This is a genomic window from Kineosporia rhizophila, from assembly GCF_021277265.1.
Taxonomy (GTDB): Bacteria; Actinomycetota; Actinomycetes; order Actinomycetales; family Kineosporiaceae; genus Kineosporia; species Kineosporia rhizophila.
On record NZ_JAJSOH010000011.1, the window covers coordinates 129,890 to 149,914 of the forward strand.

Sequence of the window (20,025 nt, forward strand, 5' to 3'; positions counted from 1 at the left end):
CCATGAATGGCTTGAGCGACGCGGGTGCGCCGGCGGTCGGGATCGACGTCGGCGGCACCTCGGTCAAGGGTGTCCTGCTGGGTGCCGACGGCTCGGTGCTGGCCGTGCACCGGCTGCCCACCCCGGCTCCTGCCCCTGACGGCAGGGCCGTGGTGGAGACGGTCGGGCAGGTCCGGGACGCCCTGGCCGGCGACCAGCTGCTGCCGGTCGGGGTCGCCGTGCCCGGGGTGGTGGACGAGGCCGACGGACTGGCCGTCTACTCGGCCAACCTGGGCTGGCGCGACCTTCCGCTGGGTGAGCTGCTGGAGAAACGGCTGGGCAGTGGCGTGGTGCTCACGCACGACGTGCGGGCCGGGGGCGTTGCCGAGGCCCGGACCGGCGCCGCTGCGGGCCGCGACGGGGTCATGGCCTTCGTCCCGGTCGGCACCGGCGTCGCCGCGGCCGTCCTGATCGACGGTCAGCCCCTGGTCTCCGGGGGCTGGGCCGGCGAGATCGGGCAGTTGCTGATCACCCAGGGCGAGTTCGCGGGCCAGCGGGTCGAGGAGGTGGCCTCCGCCCGGGCCACTGCCCTGCGCGCCGGGATGGCCAGTGCCCGCGAGGTGGCGGCCTCCGCCGGCCGCGGCAGCACCGTCGCTCAGCAGGTCTGGAAAGAGACGATCACCGTGCTGGCCGACGCGCTGGCCGGGCTGTCGGCCACGGTCGCGCCCTCGGTCATCGTCATCGGCGGCGGCCTGGCCCTGGCCGGCCGTCAGCTGATCGCCCCGCTCAGTGAGGAACTCACCCGCCGCCTTCCCGGCCTGCGGGTGCCCGAAGTGCTTCCGGCGGGTCACGGCGACGCAGCGGCTGCGGTGGGTGCGGCCCTGCTCGGACTGGAGGGACGGTCATGAACGGCATTGTTGCGATCCGCCGGCTGGTCGACGGAGCGAGCCACGACGGCCCGGTGTGGCTGCGGATCGAGAACGGCCTGGTGGTGGAGCGCGGTCAGGGAGAGCCGGACTCGGCTCCGGCGGAGCAACTCGACATCGTCGTCCCCGGTGCCGTCGACCCGCACGTCCACGGTGCCGTCGGAATCGACTTCGCCACACCAGGAGTCGACCCGCAGCCCGCCCTCGACCACCACCACCGGGCGGGCAGCACCACCCTGATCGCCTCGCTGGCCACCGGAAGCCTGGCCGACACCCGTTCCCGGGTGAAGGAACTGGCGCCTCTGGTACGCGAAGGCCGCCTGGCTGGAACACATCTCGAAGGGCCCTGGCTGTCCCCGGCCCGGCGCGGAGCACACAACCCGGACCTGCTGCGCCGGCCCGACCGCGCCGAGGTGGCCGACCTGCTGGCGGCCGGCGAGGGCACGATCCGCATGGTCACCATCGCCCCCGAGCTGCCCGGTGCCTTCGACGCGATCGACGAGCTGGTCGCCTCCGGCGTCGTGGTGGCGATCGGGCACACCGACGCCGATGCCGAAACCGTCAGCCGGGCCATAGATTCCGGCGCCCGGGTCACCACCCACCTGTTCAACGGCATGCCTCCGATGCACCACCGCCAGGCCGGCACCGTAGGGGTGTCGCTGAGCGACGACCGCATCACGGTGGAGCTCATCGCCGACGGTGAGCACGTGGGCAACGAGGTCATGGACGTGGCCCGGCGGGCCGCAGCCGGCCGGATGATGCTGGTCTCCGACGCCATGTCCGCCACCGGCCTGGGTGACGGCTCCTACGACCTGGCCGGCTCCGAGGTCGTCGTCGCCGGGGGAGTGGCCGTGCTGGCTCAGGGAAACTCGTTGGCCGGCAGCACCACTGCGCTGATGGCCGCCGCGCTGCGCCTGCTCAACCGCAACGTGCCCCTGCCTGAGGTGGTGGCGGTGACCAGCGCCACGGCCGCGAACGTGTTCGGTCTGCGCGGCCACGCCCTGCGCCCGGGGGATCCGGCGGATCTGATCGAGCTGCACTTCCCCGACGGCGTGGCCGAGGTCGCCCGGGTGGCCCGGCGAGGCGTGTGGCTGGATCCGGTCGATGTCCCGACGTTCAAGGAGGAACTGTCATGACTGTGCTGCAGCAGGCCCGTGAGAGCGGGCGGGGAGTCGGCGCCTTCAACGTGATCCTGCTGGAGCACGCCGAGGCGATCGTGGCCGGGGCCGAGGCGGCCGGCCTGCCGGTCATCCTCCAGATCAGCCAGAACTGCGTGCAGTACCACGGTGCGTTGGAGCCGATCCTGGCCGGAACCCTGGCGGTGGCCCGCAACTCGCAGGTTCCGGCCGTCGTGCACCTCGACCACGCCGACGACGAGGCCCTGGTGCGGCGGGCGCTCGAGCTGGGGGTGCACAGCGTCATGTTCGACGCCTCGCACGACAGCTACGAGGTCAACGTGCGCCGTACCTCAGCAGTCGCCGAACTCTGCCACTCCGCCGGCATCCCGCTCGAGGCCGAGCTGGGCAAGGTCGGGGTCAAGCACGGGGTGCACGCTCCGGGCGTCCGCACCGATCCGGCCGAGGCGAAGGCCTTCGTGGAGGCCACCGGGGCCGACAGCCTGGCCGTGGCGGTGGGCAGCTCCCAGGCGATGACCGAGCGCACTGCCGTGCTCGACCTGGACCTGATCGCCGCCCTGGCCCAGGCCGTGCCGGTGCCCCTGGTGCTGCACGGCTCGTCCGGGGTCTCCGACGAGCAGCTGGCCGGGGCGGTGCGGGCCGGGCTGGTCAAGGTGAACATCTCCACCCACCTGAACGGCCTGTTCACCCGGGCCGTCCGCAGGACGCTGGCCGCCGACGAACGGGTGGTGGACCCGCGCAAGTACATCGTCCCCGGCCGGATCGCGGTGGCGGACGAGGTGGAGCGTCTGCTCAGGCTGCTGGCCCCGCCGAAGCGGGGCCGATCAGCGACTCAGCCCTGAACCCGCAGCACCGCCACCGAGTCGGGCTGCAGCTGGGCGGTGCCGCCCGAGACCGTGACCGAACCCCAGGTGAGCTGCGGCACCGAGCCCTCGGCGACCGCAACGCCCACCGCCGAGGGGCCGATGTTCAGCACCGTGGTGAACGCGCCGCGCCGCATGGTGATCCAGGCGTCGCCGTACTCCACCGAGACCGAGTCGAACGAGTCGTTCAGCAGGTCGGGTGACGAGCGGCGCAGCGCGATCAGGTCGCGGTACCAGGTGAGCATCGCCGCGTGGTCCGGCTCGGCGGCCTCGGCCCAGTTCAGCTTGGAGGCCTCGAAGGTCGAGAGGGCCTGCGGGTCGGGCACCTCCTCGGGAGCCCAGCCGTGCGAGCCGAACTCGGCCCGGCGGCCCTTGCGCACGGCCTCGGCCAGCTCCGGGCTCTCGAACGAGGTGAAGAACTGCCAGGGCGTGCTCGCCCCCCACTCCTCACCCATGAACAGCATCGGGGTGTAGACGCTGGTCAGCATCAGGGCGGCGGAGGCGGCCAGGCGCCCGGGGGAGACCGTGGCGCTGGGCCGGTCGCCGGTGGCGCGGTTGCCGACCTGGTCGTGGTTCTGGGTGGCGACCACGAACTGGTGACCGCGGTGCTTCTCGGCCGAGACCGGTGTGCCCCAGTGCTTCCCGCGGAAGGTGGAGTAGTCGCCGGCGTGCCGGAACGCCTCCCTGAGCACCCGGGCCAGCACCGCCGACGTCCCGAAATCGCAGTAGTAGCCCTGCGTCTCGCCGGTGACGAAGCTGTGGATCGCGTGGTGCACGTCGTCGTCCCACTGCCCGGTCATGCCCCGGCCGCCCTCGGCGACCGGCTCGACCATCACCGGGTCGTTCAGGTCGCTCTCGGCGATCAGGCTCAGCGGGCGTCCCACCGTGGCCGACAGTTCGGCCACCCGGTCGGACAGCTCGGCCAGGACGTGCCGGGGGGAGGCGTCGACCAGGGCGTGCACCGCGTCCAGGCGCAGCGCGTCGATGTGGAAGTCGCCCAGCCAGCGCAGGGCGTTGTCGATGATCCAGGAGCGCACGCCGAGGGCGCCGTCGTCGTCCAGGTTCACCGCGTCGCCCCAGGGGGTGTTGTGCGCGTCGGTGAAGTAGGGCCCGAACTCGCTGAGGTAGTTGCCGTCCGGGCCGAGGTGGTTGTACACCGCGTCGAGGCAGACCCCCAGCCCCTTCTGGTGCGCCGCGTCGACGAAGCGCTGCAGGGCCTCGGGACCGCCGTAGGCGTGGTGCACGGCGTACAGCCCGACCCCGTCGTAGCCCCAGCCGCGCTCACCCGAGAACTCGGCGACCGGCAGCAGTTCGACGATCTGGACCCCGAGGTCGACCAGGTGGCCGAGCCGCCCGATCGCCGCGTCGAGCGTGCCCTCCGGCGTGAAGGTGCCGATGTGCAGTTCGTAGAACACCGCACCGCGCGCGTCCAGACCCGGCCAGGCGGAGTCGGCCCACTGGTGCCGCGACGGGTCGAACACCCGGCTGGGCCGGTGCACCCCCTCGGGCTGCCAGGCGCTGCGCGGATCCGGCCGGGGCTCGCCGCCGTCGATCGCGAACGCGTAGTCGGTGCCGTGATCGGCCTCGGCCACCGCGAGCTTCCAGAGCCCCTCGGTCTCGGGAGTGAGCTCCTGGCCCAGCGCCGGGTCGGCCACCCGGCGCATCGGCTCGCGCCGGTCGAGGGCGGGCAGGTGCAACATGACGCGGGAGGCGGAAGGCGCCCAGACGGTGAACTCGTGCACGGGGCCAGCCTGTCAGACATTCGCCGGGTCCACCTGCGGACGGGGAGCTAACGTGGCCGCATGCCCACCGCACTCGTCACCGGCCCCACCGCAGGCATCGGCACGGCGTTCGCCCGCCGGCTGGCCCGCGACGGGTACCAGCTCGTCCTGGTCGCCCGCGACGCCGGGCGCCTGGCCCAGCTGGCCCGCGAACTCGGCGGGGCCGAGGTGATCGTGGCCGACCTCGCCGTGCCCGAGCAGCGGCGGGCCGTGGTGGAACGGCTTCAGGACGGGTCGCGCCCGGTCGATCTGCTGGTCAACAACGCGGGGGTCGGCGGGCAGGGAGAGTTCTGGAGCACCCCGTTCGACCGGTTGCACCAACAGCTCGAGCTGAACGTCACCGCGGTGGTCGAGCTGACCCACGCGGCGCTTCCGGGCATGCGGGCGAGAGGAGCGGGGGCGGTGATCAACGTGGCCAGCGTGGCCGGGCTGACCCCCGGTCGCGGAAGCACCTACACCGCCAGCAAGGCCTACGTGATCGCGCTGAGCGAGGGGCTGGCCAACGGGCTGAGCGGCACCGGCGTGCGGGTGCAGGCGCTGTGTCCGGGGTTCACCCACACCGAGTTCCACGCCCGCGCCGGGATCGACATGGCCTGGGCGCCGGAGGCGCTCTGGCTGGAGGCCGACTTCGTGGTCGACGAGTCGCTGAGAGACCTGCAGCGCGACGTGATCGTCTCGATCCCCAGCGTGCGGTACAAGGCCCTGGTGACGGCCTCGCGGCTGGTGCCCCGCAGCGTCACCCGCTTCTTCGCGGCCCGGCTGGGTGGCCGGTCGCGCAACTGAGTCCTCCCGACCAGAAAGGCTTTCCAGTGGCGAAGAGCAGACCTAAGGACGAGGGTGGGCCTGAGAGCGGGTCGGTGACCCCGGGGCGGCTGGCCGGGTTGCTACGGGTCGGAAAGGGTTTCGACCTGAGCCGGACCGACTCGTCGGCAACGCCCGGGTTCTCCGGGGGCCGGGCCGACGGAGAGGTGGCCCTGGCGCTGGGCGCCGCCCAGCTCTCGGAACTTCAGGAGCGGCTCTTCGCCGCCGGTTTCAGCGGTTCCAGCCGGGCCAACGTGCTCCTGATCATTCAGGGTATGGACACCTCCGGAAAGGGTGGCATCGTCCGGCACGTGGTCGGGGCGGTCGACCCACAAGGGGTGCGGCACACCGCGTTCAAGGCGCCGACCCCCGAGGAACTGGCCCACGACTTCCTCTGGCGGGTGCGCCCTCGGGTGCCCGGGCCGGGCCTGATCGGCGTGTTCGACCGCTCGCACTACGAGGACGTGCTGATCGTGCGGGTGCACGACCTGGTACCGAAGTCCGAGTGGGAGCCGCGGTACGAGGCGATCCGCCGGTTCGAGGCCGAGCTGGCCGCCCAGGGCACGGTGATCGTCAAGGTGATGCTGCACATCTCGCCGGCCGAGCAGCTGCGCCGGCTGGAGAAGCGGCTGTACCGGCCGGACAAGTACTGGAAGTACAGCGTGGCCGACCTGGACGAGCACGCCTTCTGGGACAAGTACCAGAAGGCGTACCAGGCCGCGCTCACCCGCTGCTCGGCGGAGGGCGCGCCCTGGTACGTGGTCCCGGCCGACCGGAAGTGGTACGCCCGGTGGGCAGTTCAGAGCCTGCTGATCGACGCGCTCACCCGGATCGACCCGCAGTGGCCACCAGCCGGGTTCGACGTGCAGGCCGAACGAACCCGGCTGAAAGCCCTTCTGGCTAGCGGGTGAGCAGGGCCACCGGGTAGGTGTTCAGCAGGTCGGCCAGCCTCGCCGGTCCGCCCTCGAACGTCTGCCCGGTGAGCTGGTCCGTCCACGAGCCCTCCGGCAGCACCACCACCGACGTTCCCCAGCCACCGGCGTCCTCAAGTGTGAGAGGCAACCGCGTGGCCAGGGTGACCGCTCGCACGTCGCCGTCCACCCCTCGTCCGAAAGCAACTGCGTGCCCGGACGAGGTGGGCAGGGGGGTGTACGAACCGCCGGTGAACCACTCCGGGTGTTCCCGCCGCAGGTGCAGGGCGGCCCGGGTGACCAGAAGCTTCTCCGCGTCCAGACGCTCCTTCTCGGCCACCTCGCCGATCGTGCCGGACTCGATCGCCGACAGAAGACGCTCGCGGTAGCCGTAGTCGACCGGGCGGCGGTTGTCGGGGTCGACCAGGGAGAGATCGACGATCTCGGTGCCCTGGTAGACGTCCGGCACCCCGGGCATGGTGAGCTGGACGAGCTTCTGGCCCAGGATCGCCGCGCGCACGCCCGGCTCGATCCGCTGCCCGAACTCCTGCACGCTGGAGAGGATCTCGCGGTCGCCCAGCACCGAACGGGCGAAAGCCTCCACACCTTCGTCGAAGTCGGTGTTCGGGCTGGTCCAGGAGGTGAGCTGCTTGGCCTCGCGGGTGGCCTTGGACAGGTAGGCAACGATCCGGTCCGCGTCCGGCGCACCGTGCGGCCCGAAGGTGGCCACCAGCGTCTGCCAGAACAGGTACTCGGTGGACGCGTCCGGGAAACCGCCCGCCGAGCGGTACTTCGCGGCCTGCCGGTGCCACTGCTGCACCGACTCGGCCCAGTCCCAGGTGACCTCGCTGATCGGGGTCAGCCGGGCCCGGGCGTCCTCCGAGCGCTTGGTGTCGTGCGTGGACAGCGTGGTCATCGTGCCCGGCCAGTCCTCGGCCAGACGCGCGGCGAAGGTGTGGAACTCGTCGGCGCTCACCCCGAAGTGCTCCGGCTCGCCGCCCACCTCGTTCAGCGAGATCAGCCGGTGGTAGCGGTAGAACGTGGTGTCCTCGATGCCCTTGGCCATCACCGGGCCGCAGGTCTGCTGGAACCGGGTGACCAGCTCGGCCCGCCGCGGGTCGGTGCCGGCCTTCTCCCCGTCCTGCAAAATGGCCAGCACGGCGGCCAGAGCGGGCCGGAACTGCGGGGCCACGCGCTGCTCGGCCACCCCGTAGGCGGTCCCGAGCGTGGCCAGGGCCTCGTCGGGGGCGGCCTCGCCAGGCACCACGTAGGCCCGGTACTGGTCCATCGCCACCAGTAGCTCGACCACCGCGGTGTGCAGCTCGCGCCGGGTGAAGTCGGCCAGATCCGGCTCCGCGTCGCGGATCTCGGCGAGCAGGTCGGTCAGCCGCCGCACCTCGGTGTTCAGGCTGGTGTCGATGATCTGCCGCTTGGAGGCCTCGACGATCTCCTCGAGCGTGCGCCGGTCGCCGGTGAACTCGGTGAGCAGCTCCGACAGCGGGGAGGCGCCGGCCGGGTCGACGAACAGGCCGCCGATCCGGTTGAGCGCGTCGTAACCGGTGGTGCCGGCGCAGGGCCAGTCCTCCGGGAGGGTCTCGTGGCCCTCCAGGATCTTCTCCACCACCACCCAGGCGTTGTCGGTCAGCTCGGCCAGGTCGCGCAGGTAGCCGCGGGGATCGGCCAGGCCGTCCGGGTGGTCGATCCGCAGCCCGGCCAGCGAGCCGTTCTTGACCAGCTCACCGATCAGGGCGTGGGTGGCGTCGAAGACCGGCTTGTTCTCCACCCGCACCGCGATCAGCGTGGTGACGTCGAAGAACCGGCGGTAGTTCAGCTCCTCGTCGGAGGTGCGCCAGAACGCCAGGCGGTACCACTGCTGCGCGAGAAGTTCCGGCAGCGGCAGGTTCTCGGTGCCCGGGCGGATCGGGAACTCGTGGTCGTAGTAGCGCACCACCCCGTCCTGCACTGAGATCTCGCCCGCAGCAAGCACCTTCGGCAGCCGGTCGCCCAGCACGGGCACGATCACCCGTCCGGGCGCCCAGTTCACGTCGAACCAGCTCGCGTACTCCGATTCGGGCCCGTGCTGCAGCAGCGACCAGTACTGGGCGTTCAGCCGGGCCGGGGTGGGCACGGCCATGTGGTTGGGCACCACGTCGGCGACCGCGGCCAGCCCGGCCGCCCGCAACGACGCGATCATCGCGTCGAAGGCCGGGCGGCCACCGGCGTCCTCGGACAGTTCGTCGTGCGCCACCACGTCGTACCCGTGCCCGGATCCCGGGGTGGCCCGCAGGATCGGGGACAGGTAGGCGTGGGTGGTGCCCAGGCGGGCCAGGTACGCGGCGCGCGCACCCACGTCCGTGAATCCGAACGAGTCCCTGACCTGGAAACGATAGGTGGAAACGGGGGTGCTCAAGAAGATCTACCTTCCGACTCGTGGGGCGGGGGTCGGGGTCAGCCGGGGCGCCGCCCGCGGCACCGTCTCGACGGCCTTCCCGAACCCCGCGATGGCCTCCGTGCTGGCCGGTACCGTGCTCGAGCCGCTTCCGGACCCGCGCCGCGCCATCTGCGACGGCGGCGTGTTCTGGTCGATGGTGGGGCGTTTCAGCACCACCACCGAGCGGGCGACCACGTGCACCAGTTCGCCGGGGGCGTAGGCGTCCCCGCCGTCCTCGTGGGTCACGTCGTCGACCGCGGTGTCCAGCAGCACCGTCCACCACTGGCCGTACTCGGCCGTGGGCACGGTGAACTGGAGGTCTTCGTAGTGGGCGTTGAAGAAGATCAGGAACGAGTCGTCGATGATCTTGCGACCGCGCTTGTCCGGCGCCATGATCCGCTCGCCGTTGAGGAACACCGCGACCGCGCGGGCGTAGCTCTGGTGCCAGTCGTCGTCGGCCATCGGCTGCCCGGCCGGGGTGAACCAGGCGATGTCGCCGACCTCGCTCTGCCCGCCCCGGGAGGCCGCACCGCCGAAGAACCGGCGGCGCCGGAACACCGGGTGGTCGTGCCGCAGCTTCACCACCCGCCGGGTGAAGGCGTGCAGGTCGTTGTCCGGACCGGCCATCTTCCAGTCGATCCAGGCCAGTTCGTTGTCCTGGCAGTAGACGTTGTTGTTGCCGTTCTGGGTGCGGCCGAACTCGTCGCCGTGGGCCAGCATCGGCACCCCCTGCGACAGCATCATCGTCAGGATGAAGTTGCGCTGCTGCCGGGCCCGCAGGGCGAGGATCGTCTCGTCGTTGGTGTCACCCTCGACGCCGCAGTTCCACGACCGGTTGTGGCTCTCCCCGTCGGCCCCGCCCTCGCCGTTGGCCTGGTTGTGCTTCTCGTTGTAGGAGACCAGGTCCCGCAGGGTGAAGCCGTCGTGCGCGACGACGAAGTTGATGCTCGCCATCGGGTGCCGGCCGTCGTCCTGGTACAGGTCGGAGGAACCGGTGAGGCGGGAGGCGAACTCGCCCAGGGTGGAGGGCTCGCTGCGCCAGAAGTCGCGGACCGTGTCGCGGTACTTGCCGTTCCACTCGGTCCACAGCGGCGGGAAGTTGCCCACCTGGTAGCCGCCGTCGCCGACGTCCCAGGGCTCGGCGATCAGCTTGGTCTGCGAGATCACCGGGTCCTGCTGGACGATGTCGAAGAACGCGCTGAGCCGGTCCACCTCGTGGAACTGCCGGGCCAGGGTGGCGGCCAGGTCGAAGCGGAAACCGTCGACGTGCATGTCCAGCACCCAGTAGCGCAGCGAGTCCATGATCAGCTGCAGCACGTGCGGGCTGCGCATCAGCAGGCTGTTCCCGGTGCCGGTGGTGTCGTAGTAGTGCGAGCGCTGACCGTCGACCAGCCGGTAGTAGGCGTTGTTGTCGAGCCCGCGGAAGCAGATCGTCGGGCCCAGGTGGTTGCCCTCGGCGGTGTGGTTGTAGACCACGTCGAGGATCACCTCGATCCCGGCCTCGTGCAGCGCCTTCACCATCACCTTGAACTCCTGCACCTGCTGGCCGCGCTGGCCGCTGGCGGAGTAGGCGTTGTGCGGGGCGAAGAAGCCGATCGTGTTGTAGCCCCAGTAGTTCGACAGGCCCTTGGTGACCAGGGTGGTGTCCTGCACGAACTGGTGCACCGGCATCAGCTCGATCGCGGTGACGCCCAGGTTGACCAGGTGGTCGATGATCTCCGGGTGGGCGATCGCCGCGTAGGTGCCGCGGATCTCCTCCGGCACCCCCGGGTGGGTCATGGTCAGGCCCTTGACGTGCGCCTCGTAGATCACCGTCTCGTGGTACTCGCGGCGCGGCGGGCGGTCGCTGCCCCAGTCGAAGTAGGGGTTCACCACGATCGAGAGCATGGTGTGGCCGAGGCTGTCGTCCTGGTTGAACTCCGCGCTGCCGTCGAAACGGTAGGAGAACAGCGACTCGTCGCCGTCGATCTGGCCCTCGATCGCCTTGGCGTAGGGGTCGAGCAGCAGCTTGGCCGGGTTGCAGCGGTGGCCCGCGGCCGGGTCGTAGGGGCCGTGCACCCGGTAGCCGTACCGCTGGCCCGGGCCGACGCTCGGCAGGTACCCGTGCCAGACGAACCCGTCCACCTCGGTCAGCTCGACCCGGCTCTCCCGGCCGGCGTCGTCGATCAGGCAGAGCTCCACCTTGTCGGCCACCTCGCTGAACAGCGCGAAGTTGGTGCCCGCGCCGTCGTAGGTGGCTCCCAGGGGATACGGATGGCCTGGCCAGATCTCCATGAACTTCCCGACTCCGAAACTCGAACTGCGCCTCGTGTACTGCCCACCGGACGCGTCTCGCAACACTGCGAGGCGCGCCGGAATCACGTGCATTGTTGCGGCTCGGCCCGCGCCCCGCCGGTCAGGGGGTGGCGACTCGCCGGTACGAACCGGAAGGGGTGGAATTGTCTCCGGTTCGGGTCGTGTTCGGATGTCCCCAGGATGACAGGCGTCACAGGCGGTCGCGGCGATTTCCCGCGTGCCTATCCGGGCAGTGAGCGTTCCACGATCATCTGAGTGGCCTTGCGGCCCACCGGGAGAGTGCCGTAGAGAGTGCCGCCGCTGCCCGCCACCCGGGTGGTCAGGAAGGTGGACGCCACCGGTTCCGGAGCGCAGCGCACCAGCAGGGACGCCTGGAGCACCACCCCGAGCCGCTCCACCATCCAGCGGGCCCCGGCCTCCACCGCCGCCGGGTCGCGGCGGGCCTCGCGGGAGGCCGCCATCAGGAAGCCCGCCACCTCGTCCATCGCCCGGTCGAGCCGGGGGTCGGAGCCGCGGCCGCGGTCGATCTCGGCCAGCAGCACCTCCATCGAGCGGGGCTGCACCGCCATCGCCCGCAGCACGTCGAGCGCGCTGATGTTGCCCGGGCCCTCCCACAGCGGCCCGACCAGCGAGTCCCGGAACACCCGGGCCAGGCCGTGCTCCTCGACGTAGCCGTTGCCGCCCAGGCACTCCAGGGCCTCGGCGACCACCCCGGTGGCCCGCTTGCAGACCCAGAACTTGGCCACTGGCACCGCAGCCCGCAGCAGCTCGGTCTCGCCGGCGTCGACCGCGGCGGCCAGCCGCATCGCCAGCACCGTGGCCGCCTCGCTCTCCAGCGCCAGGTCGGCCAGCACGTTCTGCATCAACGGCTTCTCGCTGAGCACCGAGCCGAACGTCTCGCGGTGCCGGCAGTGGTGCACCGCGCGGGCCACGGCCTGGCGCATCTGCCCGGCCGAGCGCAGCACCGCGTCCAGCCGGGTGGCGGTGAGCATGCCGGTCATCGCCCGCAGCCCCTTGCCCTCCTCGCCCAGGCGGGCGGCCCAGGTGCCGTCCAGCTCCACCTCGGCCGGCCGGTCGGAGCGGGTGCCCACCGCGTTCTTCAGCCGCAGCAGGCGCCAGGTGTTGCGGGTGCCGTCGGTGAGCACCCGGGGCACCACGAAGGCGGTGAGCCCGCGGTCCGCGGTGGCCAGCACCAGGAACACGTCGCTCATCGGCGACGAGACGAACCACTTCTGCCCGGTCAGCCGGTAGATGTGCTCGCCCTCGACCGGGGCGTTGCCGGCCGAGCCGGAAAGATCGGGCATCGGGGTGGCCACGGTGGTGCCGGCCTTCGGGTCGGAACCGCCCTGGCGCTCGGTGACCGCCATCCCGGCCAGGCAGCCGAGCTTCTCGCCGGGGGCCCGGAAGGCCGAGTCGTAGGAGCGGGCGGCCAGCCGCGGGCGCCAGATCGCGTCCAGCCCGGGGTCGATCCGCAGCGAGGGGACGGCCGCGTAGCTGGTGCTCAGCGAGGACAGGTGGCCGCCCTCGACCTGCGACCAGACGATCATTGCGGCGGCCCGGCCGGTGTGTGCGGCCACCGGGGCGGAGCTGTCCCAGGCGGCGGCGGTGAGCCCGGCCCGCACCCCGGACTGCATCAGCCGGTGCCAGGCCGGGTGGTACTCCACCTCGTCCACCCGGCGCCCGTGCGGGTCGTGGGTACGCAGGGTGGGCGGGAACCGGTCGACCGCGTCGGCCCAGCCCAGCGAGCGCGGTGCCCCGGCGAGGCGGCCCAGGTCGCGCAGCCGGGCCAGGTGGGCCTTGCCCTCGTGCCGTTCGACCGCCTCGACCAGCACCTGGTCCTCGGAGAACACGTCGCGGTCGGCCGGCGCGGGCACCAGATTCAGTGCGTCGTCGGATTCGGCCACGAACGTCACCGTACCGACCGACACCCCGGTACACCGACAAGCCGGTAACAAGCCCACCTCAACGGCGAGTCGTGTCGCCCGCTCCTCCCGGGTGTCAGGTCACGCGGGCGTCTCGGGCGGATCTCGGGCGGATCTCGGTCTCGCGTGGTCCTGGTCACCAGGTCGGCGGCAGCCCGGCCGATGCGTTACTGACCGGCTGGGAAAGATAGGTACGGTGACCGGCGTGGTCACCGATGCGGGCGCGAGGGGGAGAGTGGTGCCGGTGACAGCGGCGCAACCTCCGGCCCTGGGCTCCGTCCGCCGGCTCCTGGCCCTGCTGTGGTGGCTGACCACCGAGACCACCCGGATCTGCCTGCGCTACCGGGTCACCGGCCTGGCCGCCGAGGTGGGCTTCTTCGCCCTGCTCTCGCTGCCCCCGCTGGTCCTCGGGCTGGTCGGCAGCATCGGCTTCGTGGGCGACCTGATGGGCGCCGAGGCGGTGGGCGACCTGCGGGGCCGGTTGCGCGAGCTGACCCTGACCTTCCTCACCGCGGAGAGCGTCAGCTCGGTCATCCTGCCCACCTTCGACCAGGTCGTCGGGGCCGGCCGGGCGGACATCGTCTCGCTCGGTTTCGTGCTCTCGCTGTGGTCGGGCTCGCGGGTGCTGAACGTCTACCTGGACACCGTGTCGATCATGTACGGGCTGGGCGGGCTGCGCGGCATCGTCCGGACCCGGGTGCTCTCGTTCTCGCTCTACTGCCTGGCCCTGGTGGTCGGCATCGTGGTGATCCCGCTGGTCCTGATCGGGCCCGGCTGGCTCTCCCGGGTGCTGTACGGGGCCGGCTGGAACACCCTGGGCGACATCGGCGGCTCGGACTGGGTGTACTGGCCGGTGGTCTCGTTCGCCACCGTGGCCGGCATCGCCGGGCTCTACCACCTCTCCACGCCGATCCGCTCGCGCTGGTACCGCGACGTGCCGGGGGCGCTTCTGGCGCTGACCATCTGGGTGCTGACCAGTTTCGTGCTGCGCTGGGCGCTGAACGAGTCGGTCGGCGGCACCTCCATCTACGGCCCCCTGGCCACCCCGATCGTGGTGCTGATCTGGCTGTACTTCCTGGCGATCGCGGTGCTGATCGGGGCGGCCCTGAACGCGGCGATCGACGAGCGCTGGCCTACCCCCGACCGGATCGAGGCGCGGGCGCGGGTGCGTGAGCGGCACGAGGCCGCAGTGGCCGGGCTGCCGGAGAACGTTGCGGAAGCAGCCGAGACGGTGCCTGAGCCGCCGGAGACCCTCACCCCGCTCGATCCGCGTCCGACGTTCGCCCAGCCCGTCGTCCCCATGCCGGTACCCGAGGCCGATCCGGTCGATCCGGCCGACGACGAGCCGTTCCCGCCGATCCGGACCGGACCCGAGACCAAGCCGAACCCGGCGGTCCAGTCGTGGCGGACGTCCACCATCGACTCCGACCCCACCGAGGACAGCGACCGCTGAGGCTGCCCGACGTCCCCGCCGGAAAATCAGGCGACATCGTCGCCGCAGTTGCCTACCTTGGAAGTGCGCCGGGAAACAGCCCGGCGAGCATCCCCGAGCCACACCGGGCGAACCGGTCGTGGCGCGGGAGTCGTAGCGACGCGCCTTCGTGGCGCAGGGGAGGAGGTCGAGATGTCCGAGCCCACCTGGGACGGCCGTCCCGCGCAGTCCTGCGCGTGCACCCCTCCGTCCGCTCCTCCCGCGCCCGCCTGACCGTCGCTCACCGCCGACGGCAGGGGGCACCTCATTCCGAGAGGTACCACCCGTGACTTCAACGCGCTCAGATTCCAGCACCATCAGTAACGACCTGCGACCCGGTGTCGTGGTCCGCGTCGACCGAGGGGTCGCCACGGTCGAGCTCACGCCGGTCCAGAACGAAGACCAACTGCTTGCGGACGTCGGTGAGCCGTCGGGCTCTTCGGTCTCCTTGGGCTCCCTGGGCACCGTGCGGGCCAGTTGGGGAGGCGGTCTGCTGACCGCCGTCCACGACGACCCGGACGCCGCCCCGACCACCGGTGACCGGGTCCGGCTGCGGTTCTGGCCGGACGAGCGGATCACCGTGGAGAGCGTCGAGCCCCGCCGCACCCTGCTCACCCGGGCCGACGCCGACGGCAGCGCCCGCCGCCAGACCCTGGCCGCCAACGTCGACGTGGTCGCCGTGGTCGAGGGACTGGTGCCCGACCCCGACCGCAACCGGATCGCCCGGCTCCTGGCCCTGGCCTGGGCCAGCGGGGCCGAACCGGTGGTGATCCTGACCAAGGCCGACCTCGAGCCCGAGGCGGCGCGGATCGCGGCCGAACTGCAGACGCTCAGTGCCTGCCCGGTGCTGCCGGTGTCCTCGGCCTCCGGCGACGGGCTGGCCCCGATCGCGGCGCTGTTCGCCGGGGGACGCACGGTGGCGTTGCTCGGGCCCTCCGGCGCCGGTAAGTCCAGCCTGGTCAACGCGTTGTCGGGGGACCACGTGATGCGGGTCAACGCCCTGCGCCGCGACGGCAAGGGGCGCCACACCACGGTCACCCGGGAACTGCACCCGGTGGCCGGCGGCTACGTGATCGACGGGCCGGGGCTGCGCAGCGTCGGCATCAACACCGCGGCCGGGCTGGACCAGACCTTCGCCGACATCACCGAGCTGGCGCAGGACTGCCGGTTCTCCGACTGCGGCCACTCGGTCGAACCGGGCTGCGCGGTGATCAGCGCGATCGAGAACGGCGACCTGGACCTGGAACGGTTCGAGTCGTACCGGGCCCTGGTGGCCGAGGGCTTCCGGCAGGAGGTGCGCCGGGACGCCCGGCTGCGGCAGGAGGAACTGCGCAAGCACAAGATCATGCACAAGGCGCTGCGCCGGCACTACCAGAAGCCGCCGGAGCGCGGCCGCTGGTGATCTGACCACCTCGCGATGTGTACACATGGTCCACCTGGTACCGGGTGGACCATGTGTACCGAGGAAGCGCGGACCTCGTCGTTTCCTGGCGAGGGCGGCCGGCGGCTGGGGGAGACCCGGTCGCCGGCTCTTGTTTTGCAGTACCTGGGGTTGAAGGGGTTGAGGGGGCTGGCGGAGAAGCCGGGGTTGGTTGTGCTGGAGGGGTGACTGGTCGGTGTGCTGGGGGCCAGCGGATCGGCTGTGCTGGAGGGGCCGACGGGTTGGCTGTGTTGGAGGGGCGGGTCGGCTGCGCTCTGTTCCGCGCGTGTTCACCGACAGCCGCTTCGGCATGCTGGCAGCCCTGAACAGGCACGAGTCACCGCAACTGCCTTCCTGGCGTCCACCCCCACCCGACTACCGCAGGCTGACGGGCTGGGCGGTGCGGTCGGCGGGGCGGTTCGTCATCGGCCTCTCGGCGGGCGTGGGCGTCAGGAGAACGGGCTGTTCCTGAGGCTGTACGTGGCACGGGAGACAGGTGCTGCCTAGCGTGGTCAGTGGGAGCCGAGGCGCGTTCGGTGTTCCGTCGCCGATCGGAGGCCGCAGATGGTCGATGGCTGGAGCTTCAACCCGCCGCCGCACTGGCCCCGCCCTCCCCGGGGCTGGGTGCCACCGCCCGACTGGGAGCCGGATCCGGAATGGGGACCGCTTCCTCCGGGCTGGCAGCTGTGGGTGCCCACCCCCTCGACCCGCCACCCCTGGCCGGCTGTGCTGTGCGCGGCCGGTGTGGTCGCGCTCGCCGTGGGAGCGATCAGCTGGGTGCCGCGAATGTCCGATGCTGCTCTGTTGCCGGGTGATTCCCAGCTCCGACCGGCCGGTCTCGGGTCCGGGGCGCCGGTTGTCGAAGGCACGCGTACGCCGGAGATTCCGGGCCCGCGAACGGTGCAGAAGGAGAAGTATGCACCGCCCGTCGAGGCCACCCAGATGACCCAGGAGACGGCCCCCCGCTTCAAGAACTGCGACCGGCTCGTCGCCGAGTATCCGCACGGGGTCGGCCTGCCCGAGGCGGTGGACGTGCCCGCGCCCCGGCGCGACGAGCGGCGCTCCGGTGCCGAAGACGGGCCGGGACTGTCGTCGCCGGTGGTGGATTTTGGCCGTAGTACAGCCCTTTACGGGGCCAACCAGGGCCTGGACCTGGACCAGGACGGGATCGCCTGCGAGCGGGCGTGACCGGCGATGACTGGCCTTGACGGTGATGGGCCGGCTTTGAGGGCGATGACTGCTGATGGCTGACCTTGACGGCGATGACGCGCCTTGAGCGGCGATGACCGGCGGTGGGCGAATCGGCACTCTTGCATGGTTCGGTGTCGAGATGGCTTGTGTGGTCGGCCGATTGCCGAAACGCCGAGGGGGCGGGGATACGCCCTCGCGGTTATCCACAGATTTCGCTTCTGGGGGCGAGATTGCCGGCCGGGGCGCCTAGTATCGGTGGTGCTGGAACCGGCCTGCGGTGAAAAGTACTGCGAGACAGGAGGTAATCGTGTCGTTTCGGATGCACGGTACCTCTGGGGTCCTGGTGCCCCGGTGATGCAGGAGGGTAGGCGGAAGGCTGTTGCCGGGGAGGTCCCGCTCGGTGTGGATGTGTTCCATCTGACCGTTTCGGGCGCTCTCGCAGGCGCGAATGTTGTTCAGCGGGAGCGTGTCAGGAGTCACGTTGGCTTCTGCCCGGCTCCGGCCGAACAGGGTAACGAACGTGAAGAAGGAGCCCCCCGATGACGCAGTCCACCAGTACCAGTGAATGCGGTGATCCCGTCGAACCCGGAGCCCTCGTCCGGGCCGGGTGCGCCGCGGCCGACCGTGGCCACCTGCGCGAGGCGCTGCGCCTGTTCGGGGCGGCGGCGCTGGCCGGTGACGCCTCGGCCCAGCTGAACCTGGGCAACACCTACATGCAGCTGGGCCGCCGGTCCGAGGCGGCCGAGGCGTTCGGGGCGGCGCTGGCCGCAGGTGAGCCGGGAGCGGCCTACTGCCTGGGCCGCGCCCTCGAGGACCTGGGCGACGTCGACGCCGCGCTCGAGGCGTACCGGCAGGCCTGGGCCGAGGGTGACGCCAAGGGCGCGATCGGCGCCAGCTGGATCCTGAGTGACCGCGGGCACCGCATCGAGTCGTTCGAGCTGCTGCGGGCGGCGGTCGGGCAGGGCAGCGATCTGGCGGCCGGTGTGCTGGGCGTGCGGCTGTGGGAAGAGGAACGCGCCCGGGAGGCCGAAGGGCTGCTCAGTCGCGGCCTCACCCTGTATCCGCCGACCCGCCCGCCGCTGGCCGAGATGTACCTCGAGCAGGGGCGCGCGGCCGAGGCCCTGGCCGTGCTGCGCGACGGTACCCAGGCCCTCGAGGTCGAGTGCTTCCTGCCGATGGGCAACCTGCTCTACGAGGTGGCCGACAACTCCGAGGCGGCCGAGGCGGCCTACCGCATGGGGCTGAGCCTGGGCGATGCCAACTGCCGCCTGAACCTGGCGTTGCTGCTGCGCGCCACCGACCGCGAGGAGGAGGGCATGGCCCTGCTCGTGGCTGCGGTCGAGGCCGGCGACGAGCTGGCCCGCAAGCACATGGACCTGGAGTGACCCGCAGGCCTTCGGGGTGCCGGGGCCGCCGCGTACCGGCATCCTGGTAGCCCTGGCAGTGGGCGCGACCACGCCCTTCGGAAAAGGTGTGGTGGGCGAGTGTCGGTCGGTGAGCGGGCGGAGCGGCTGCACGACCGGGTGGACCGGTTCCAGCAGAAGCACCGGGTCGTCGGATTCCCTTTGGCCGTCGTGTACAAGTTCTTCGACGACCAGGGCGGGTACCTGGCCGCGCTGATCACCTACTACGGCTTCCTGTCGGTGTTCCCGCTCCTGCTGCTCCTGGCCTCGGTGCTCGGCTTCATCCTGCAGGGCAACCCCGACCTGCAGCGCGAGATCCTCGACTCCGCCCTGAGCCAGTTCCCGGTGATCGGCGACCAGCTGGGCGACCCGCGGGGGCTGCGGGGCAGCGCCACCGCGGTGGCGATCGGCCTGGTCGGCTCGATCTACGGTGCCCTCGGCGTGGCCAACGCCACGCAGAACGCGATGAACACGATGTGGGCGGTGCCCCGCAACCGGCGGCCCAACCCGATCGCCGCCCGGGTGCGCAGCCTCTTCCTGCTCGCCGTGGGGGCGCTGACCTTCATCGTCACCGGCAGCCTGGGCAGCATCGGCACCAACGTCAACGGGTTCGCCGACCTGCTCAACTTCAACGAGGTCCTGCGCTTGGCCTCCGGCCTGGCCGGTATCACCCTGATCACCCTGTTCTTCATGTTCCTGTTCCGGTGGGGCACCACCCGCCGGCTCAGCCGGCGCGACGTGCTGCCCGGCGCCGTCGCAGCTGCCCTGGTGTGGCAGGCCCTGCAGCAGTTCGGCACGGTCTACGTGGGCAGCGTGGTGCGTCAGGCCGACGCCACCAACGGGGTGTTCGCCATCGTCCTGGGCCTGATCGCCTGGATCTACCTGGCCGTGGTGGCCCTGCTGATCTGCGCCGAGGCCAACGTGGTGCGCGTGCGTGAGCTCTTCCCCCGCACCCTGCTCACCCCCTTCACCGACGACGTCGACCTCACTGACGCCGATCAGCGCGCCTACCGCAGCTACGCCCGGGCCCAGCGCACCAAGGACTTCGAATGGGTCGACGTGGGCTTCGAGCACGGCGGTCAGAACGCCACTGCGCGCCGCCGTCGTCGGCTCGCCCGGGCCCAGGCCAAAGAGGCCTTGCGTGCGCAGGAGGCTCAGGGAGATCAGGAGGCCCGCGGAGATCAGGAGACCCGCGGAGATCAGGAGACCCACGGGGAGCAGGAGTCGCAGAGCGTTTCCGGGCCGACCCGTTCCGAGCCTGGTGCACCCGTGATCCCCGAGATGCGGGACTCGTCCAATGACCAGACCACGTCCGGGGCCGGCGCCCCGAGCGGAACTGGTTCTGGAGCCGGTCCTGGCGATGGTTCTGGAGCCGGTCCTGGCGCTGGTTCTGGAGCGGGTTCTGGAGTCGGGCCCAGGCGGGCGGAGCCGAACCCGAACGGTCCCGGCGGCGAACGGCCCGAACGAGCATCGTGATACTGACCCGTCGGCCGCC

At 71.4% G+C, this 20,025-nt stretch carries 14 protein-coding genes; 10 read left to right on the forward strand and 4 right to left on the reverse strand.

Features of this window, described 5'->3' with window-relative positions; translation table 11 throughout:
* The first annotated feature begins 2 nt into the window (after positions 1 to 2).
* Genes LWF15_RS17825 through LWF15_RS17835 form a run of 3 tightly spaced genes read left to right on the forward strand, consistent with a single transcriptional unit; the run spans position 3 to position 2,883 of the window.
* A complete protein-coding gene (locus LWF15_RS17825) occupies positions 3 to 887 on the forward strand; it encodes an ROK family protein (protein WP_232811973.1) in 885 nt (294 codons plus the stop codon).
* The gene (locus tag LWF15_RS17830) at positions 884 to 2,041 is read left to right on the forward strand and encodes an N-acetylglucosamine-6-phosphate deacetylase (RefSeq protein WP_232811974.1); all 1,158 of its coding nucleotides are present in this window, start codon (positions 884 to 886) and stop codon (positions 2,039 to 2,041) included. Before LWF15_RS17825 ends, LWF15_RS17830 begins: the two co-directional genes overlap by 4 nt.
* Positions 2,038 to 2,883, forward strand: coding sequence for a class II fructose-bisphosphate aldolase (locus LWF15_RS17835; RefSeq protein WP_232811975.1), 846 nt, complete (start codon positions 2,038 to 2,040; stop codon positions 2,881 to 2,883). The genes LWF15_RS17830 and LWF15_RS17835 overlap by 4 nt, the downstream gene beginning before the upstream one ends.
* Here LWF15_RS17835 and treZ read toward each other — a convergent pair.
* A complete protein-coding gene (gene treZ / locus LWF15_RS17840) occupies positions 2,874 to 4,646 on the reverse strand; it encodes a malto-oligosyltrehalose trehalohydrolase (protein ID WP_232811976.1) in 1,773 nt (590 codons plus the stop codon). The two genes, LWF15_RS17835 and treZ, sit on opposite strands and share 10 nt — an antisense overlap.
* Before the next feature lie 60 nt (positions 4,647 to 4,706).
* Here treZ and LWF15_RS17845 point away from each other — a divergent pair, with 60 nt between their 5' ends.
* Together LWF15_RS17845 and LWF15_RS17850 are read left to right on the forward strand one after the other, a co-directional pair.
* Positions 4,707 to 5,468 (forward strand): SDR family NAD(P)-dependent oxidoreductase, encoded by a 762-nt coding sequence (locus LWF15_RS17845; RefSeq protein ID WP_232811977.1) that lies wholly within the window; start codon positions 4,707 to 4,709, stop codon positions 5,466 to 5,468.
* Between the two features lie 26 nt (positions 5,469 to 5,494).
* Positions 5,495 to 6,397 (forward strand): polyphosphate kinase 2 family protein, encoded by a 903-nt coding sequence (locus tag LWF15_RS17850; protein WP_232811978.1) that lies wholly within the window; start codon positions 5,495 to 5,497, stop codon positions 6,395 to 6,397.
* Here the strand turns inward: LWF15_RS17850 and treY are convergent.
* The 3 genes from treY to LWF15_RS17865 form a co-directional block, all read right to left on the reverse strand.
* Positions 6,387 to 8,807, reverse strand: coding sequence for a malto-oligosyltrehalose synthase (gene treY / locus LWF15_RS17855; RefSeq protein ID WP_232811979.1), 2,421 nt, complete (start codon positions 8,805 to 8,807; stop codon positions 6,387 to 6,389). The genes LWF15_RS17850 and treY overlap by 11 nt on opposite strands.
* Before the next feature lie 6 nt (positions 8,808 to 8,813).
* Complete coding sequence (gene glgX, locus LWF15_RS17860) at positions 8,814 to 11,102, reverse strand: glycogen debranching protein GlgX (protein WP_232811980.1); 2,289 nt, start codon at positions 11,100 to 11,102, stop codon at positions 8,814 to 8,816.
* A 242-nt stretch (positions 11,103 to 11,344) separates the two neighbouring features.
* Positions 11,345 to 13,027 (reverse strand): acyl-CoA dehydrogenase family protein, encoded by a 1,683-nt coding sequence (locus tag LWF15_RS17865; protein WP_232811981.1) that lies wholly within the window; start codon positions 13,025 to 13,027, stop codon positions 11,345 to 11,347.
* A gap of 262 nt (positions 13,028 to 13,289) precedes the next feature.
* Between LWF15_RS17865 and LWF15_RS17870 the strand changes: the two genes are divergently transcribed.
* The 5 genes from LWF15_RS17870 to LWF15_RS17890 all read left to right on the forward strand — a co-directional run bounded on the left by LWF15_RS17870 (position 13,290) and on the right by LWF15_RS17890 (position 20,006).
* Positions 13,290 to 14,498: a YihY/virulence factor BrkB family protein gene (locus tag LWF15_RS17870; RefSeq protein ID WP_232811982.1), complete on the forward strand. Its 1,209-nt coding sequence runs from the start codon at positions 13,290 to 13,292 to the stop codon at positions 14,496 to 14,498.
* 304 nt (positions 14,499 to 14,802) lie between these two features.
* The gene (gene rsgA / locus LWF15_RS17875; protein WP_232811983.1) at positions 14,803 to 15,918 is read left to right on the forward strand and encodes a ribosome small subunit-dependent GTPase A; all 1,116 of its coding nucleotides are present in this window, start codon (positions 14,803 to 14,805) and stop codon (positions 15,916 to 15,918) included.
* A gap of 582 nt (positions 15,919 to 16,500) precedes the next feature.
* A complete protein-coding gene (locus LWF15_RS17880) occupies positions 16,501 to 17,124 on the forward strand; it encodes an excalibur calcium-binding domain-containing protein (RefSeq protein WP_232811984.1) in 624 nt (207 codons plus the stop codon).
* Positions 17,125 to 17,666: 542 nt separating this feature from the next.
* On the forward strand, positions 17,667 to 18,512 hold the full coding sequence (locus tag LWF15_RS17885; RefSeq protein ID WP_232811985.1) for a tetratricopeptide repeat protein: 846 nt from the start codon (positions 17,667 to 17,669) through the stop codon (positions 18,510 to 18,512).
* Positions 18,513 to 18,611: 99 nt separating this feature from the next.
* The gene (locus LWF15_RS17890) at positions 18,612 to 20,006 is read left to right on the forward strand and encodes a YihY/virulence factor BrkB family protein (RefSeq protein ID WP_232811986.1); all 1,395 of its coding nucleotides are present in this window, start codon (positions 18,612 to 18,614) and stop codon (positions 20,004 to 20,006) included.
* The last annotated feature ends 19 nt before the right edge of the window (positions 20,007 to 20,025 follow it).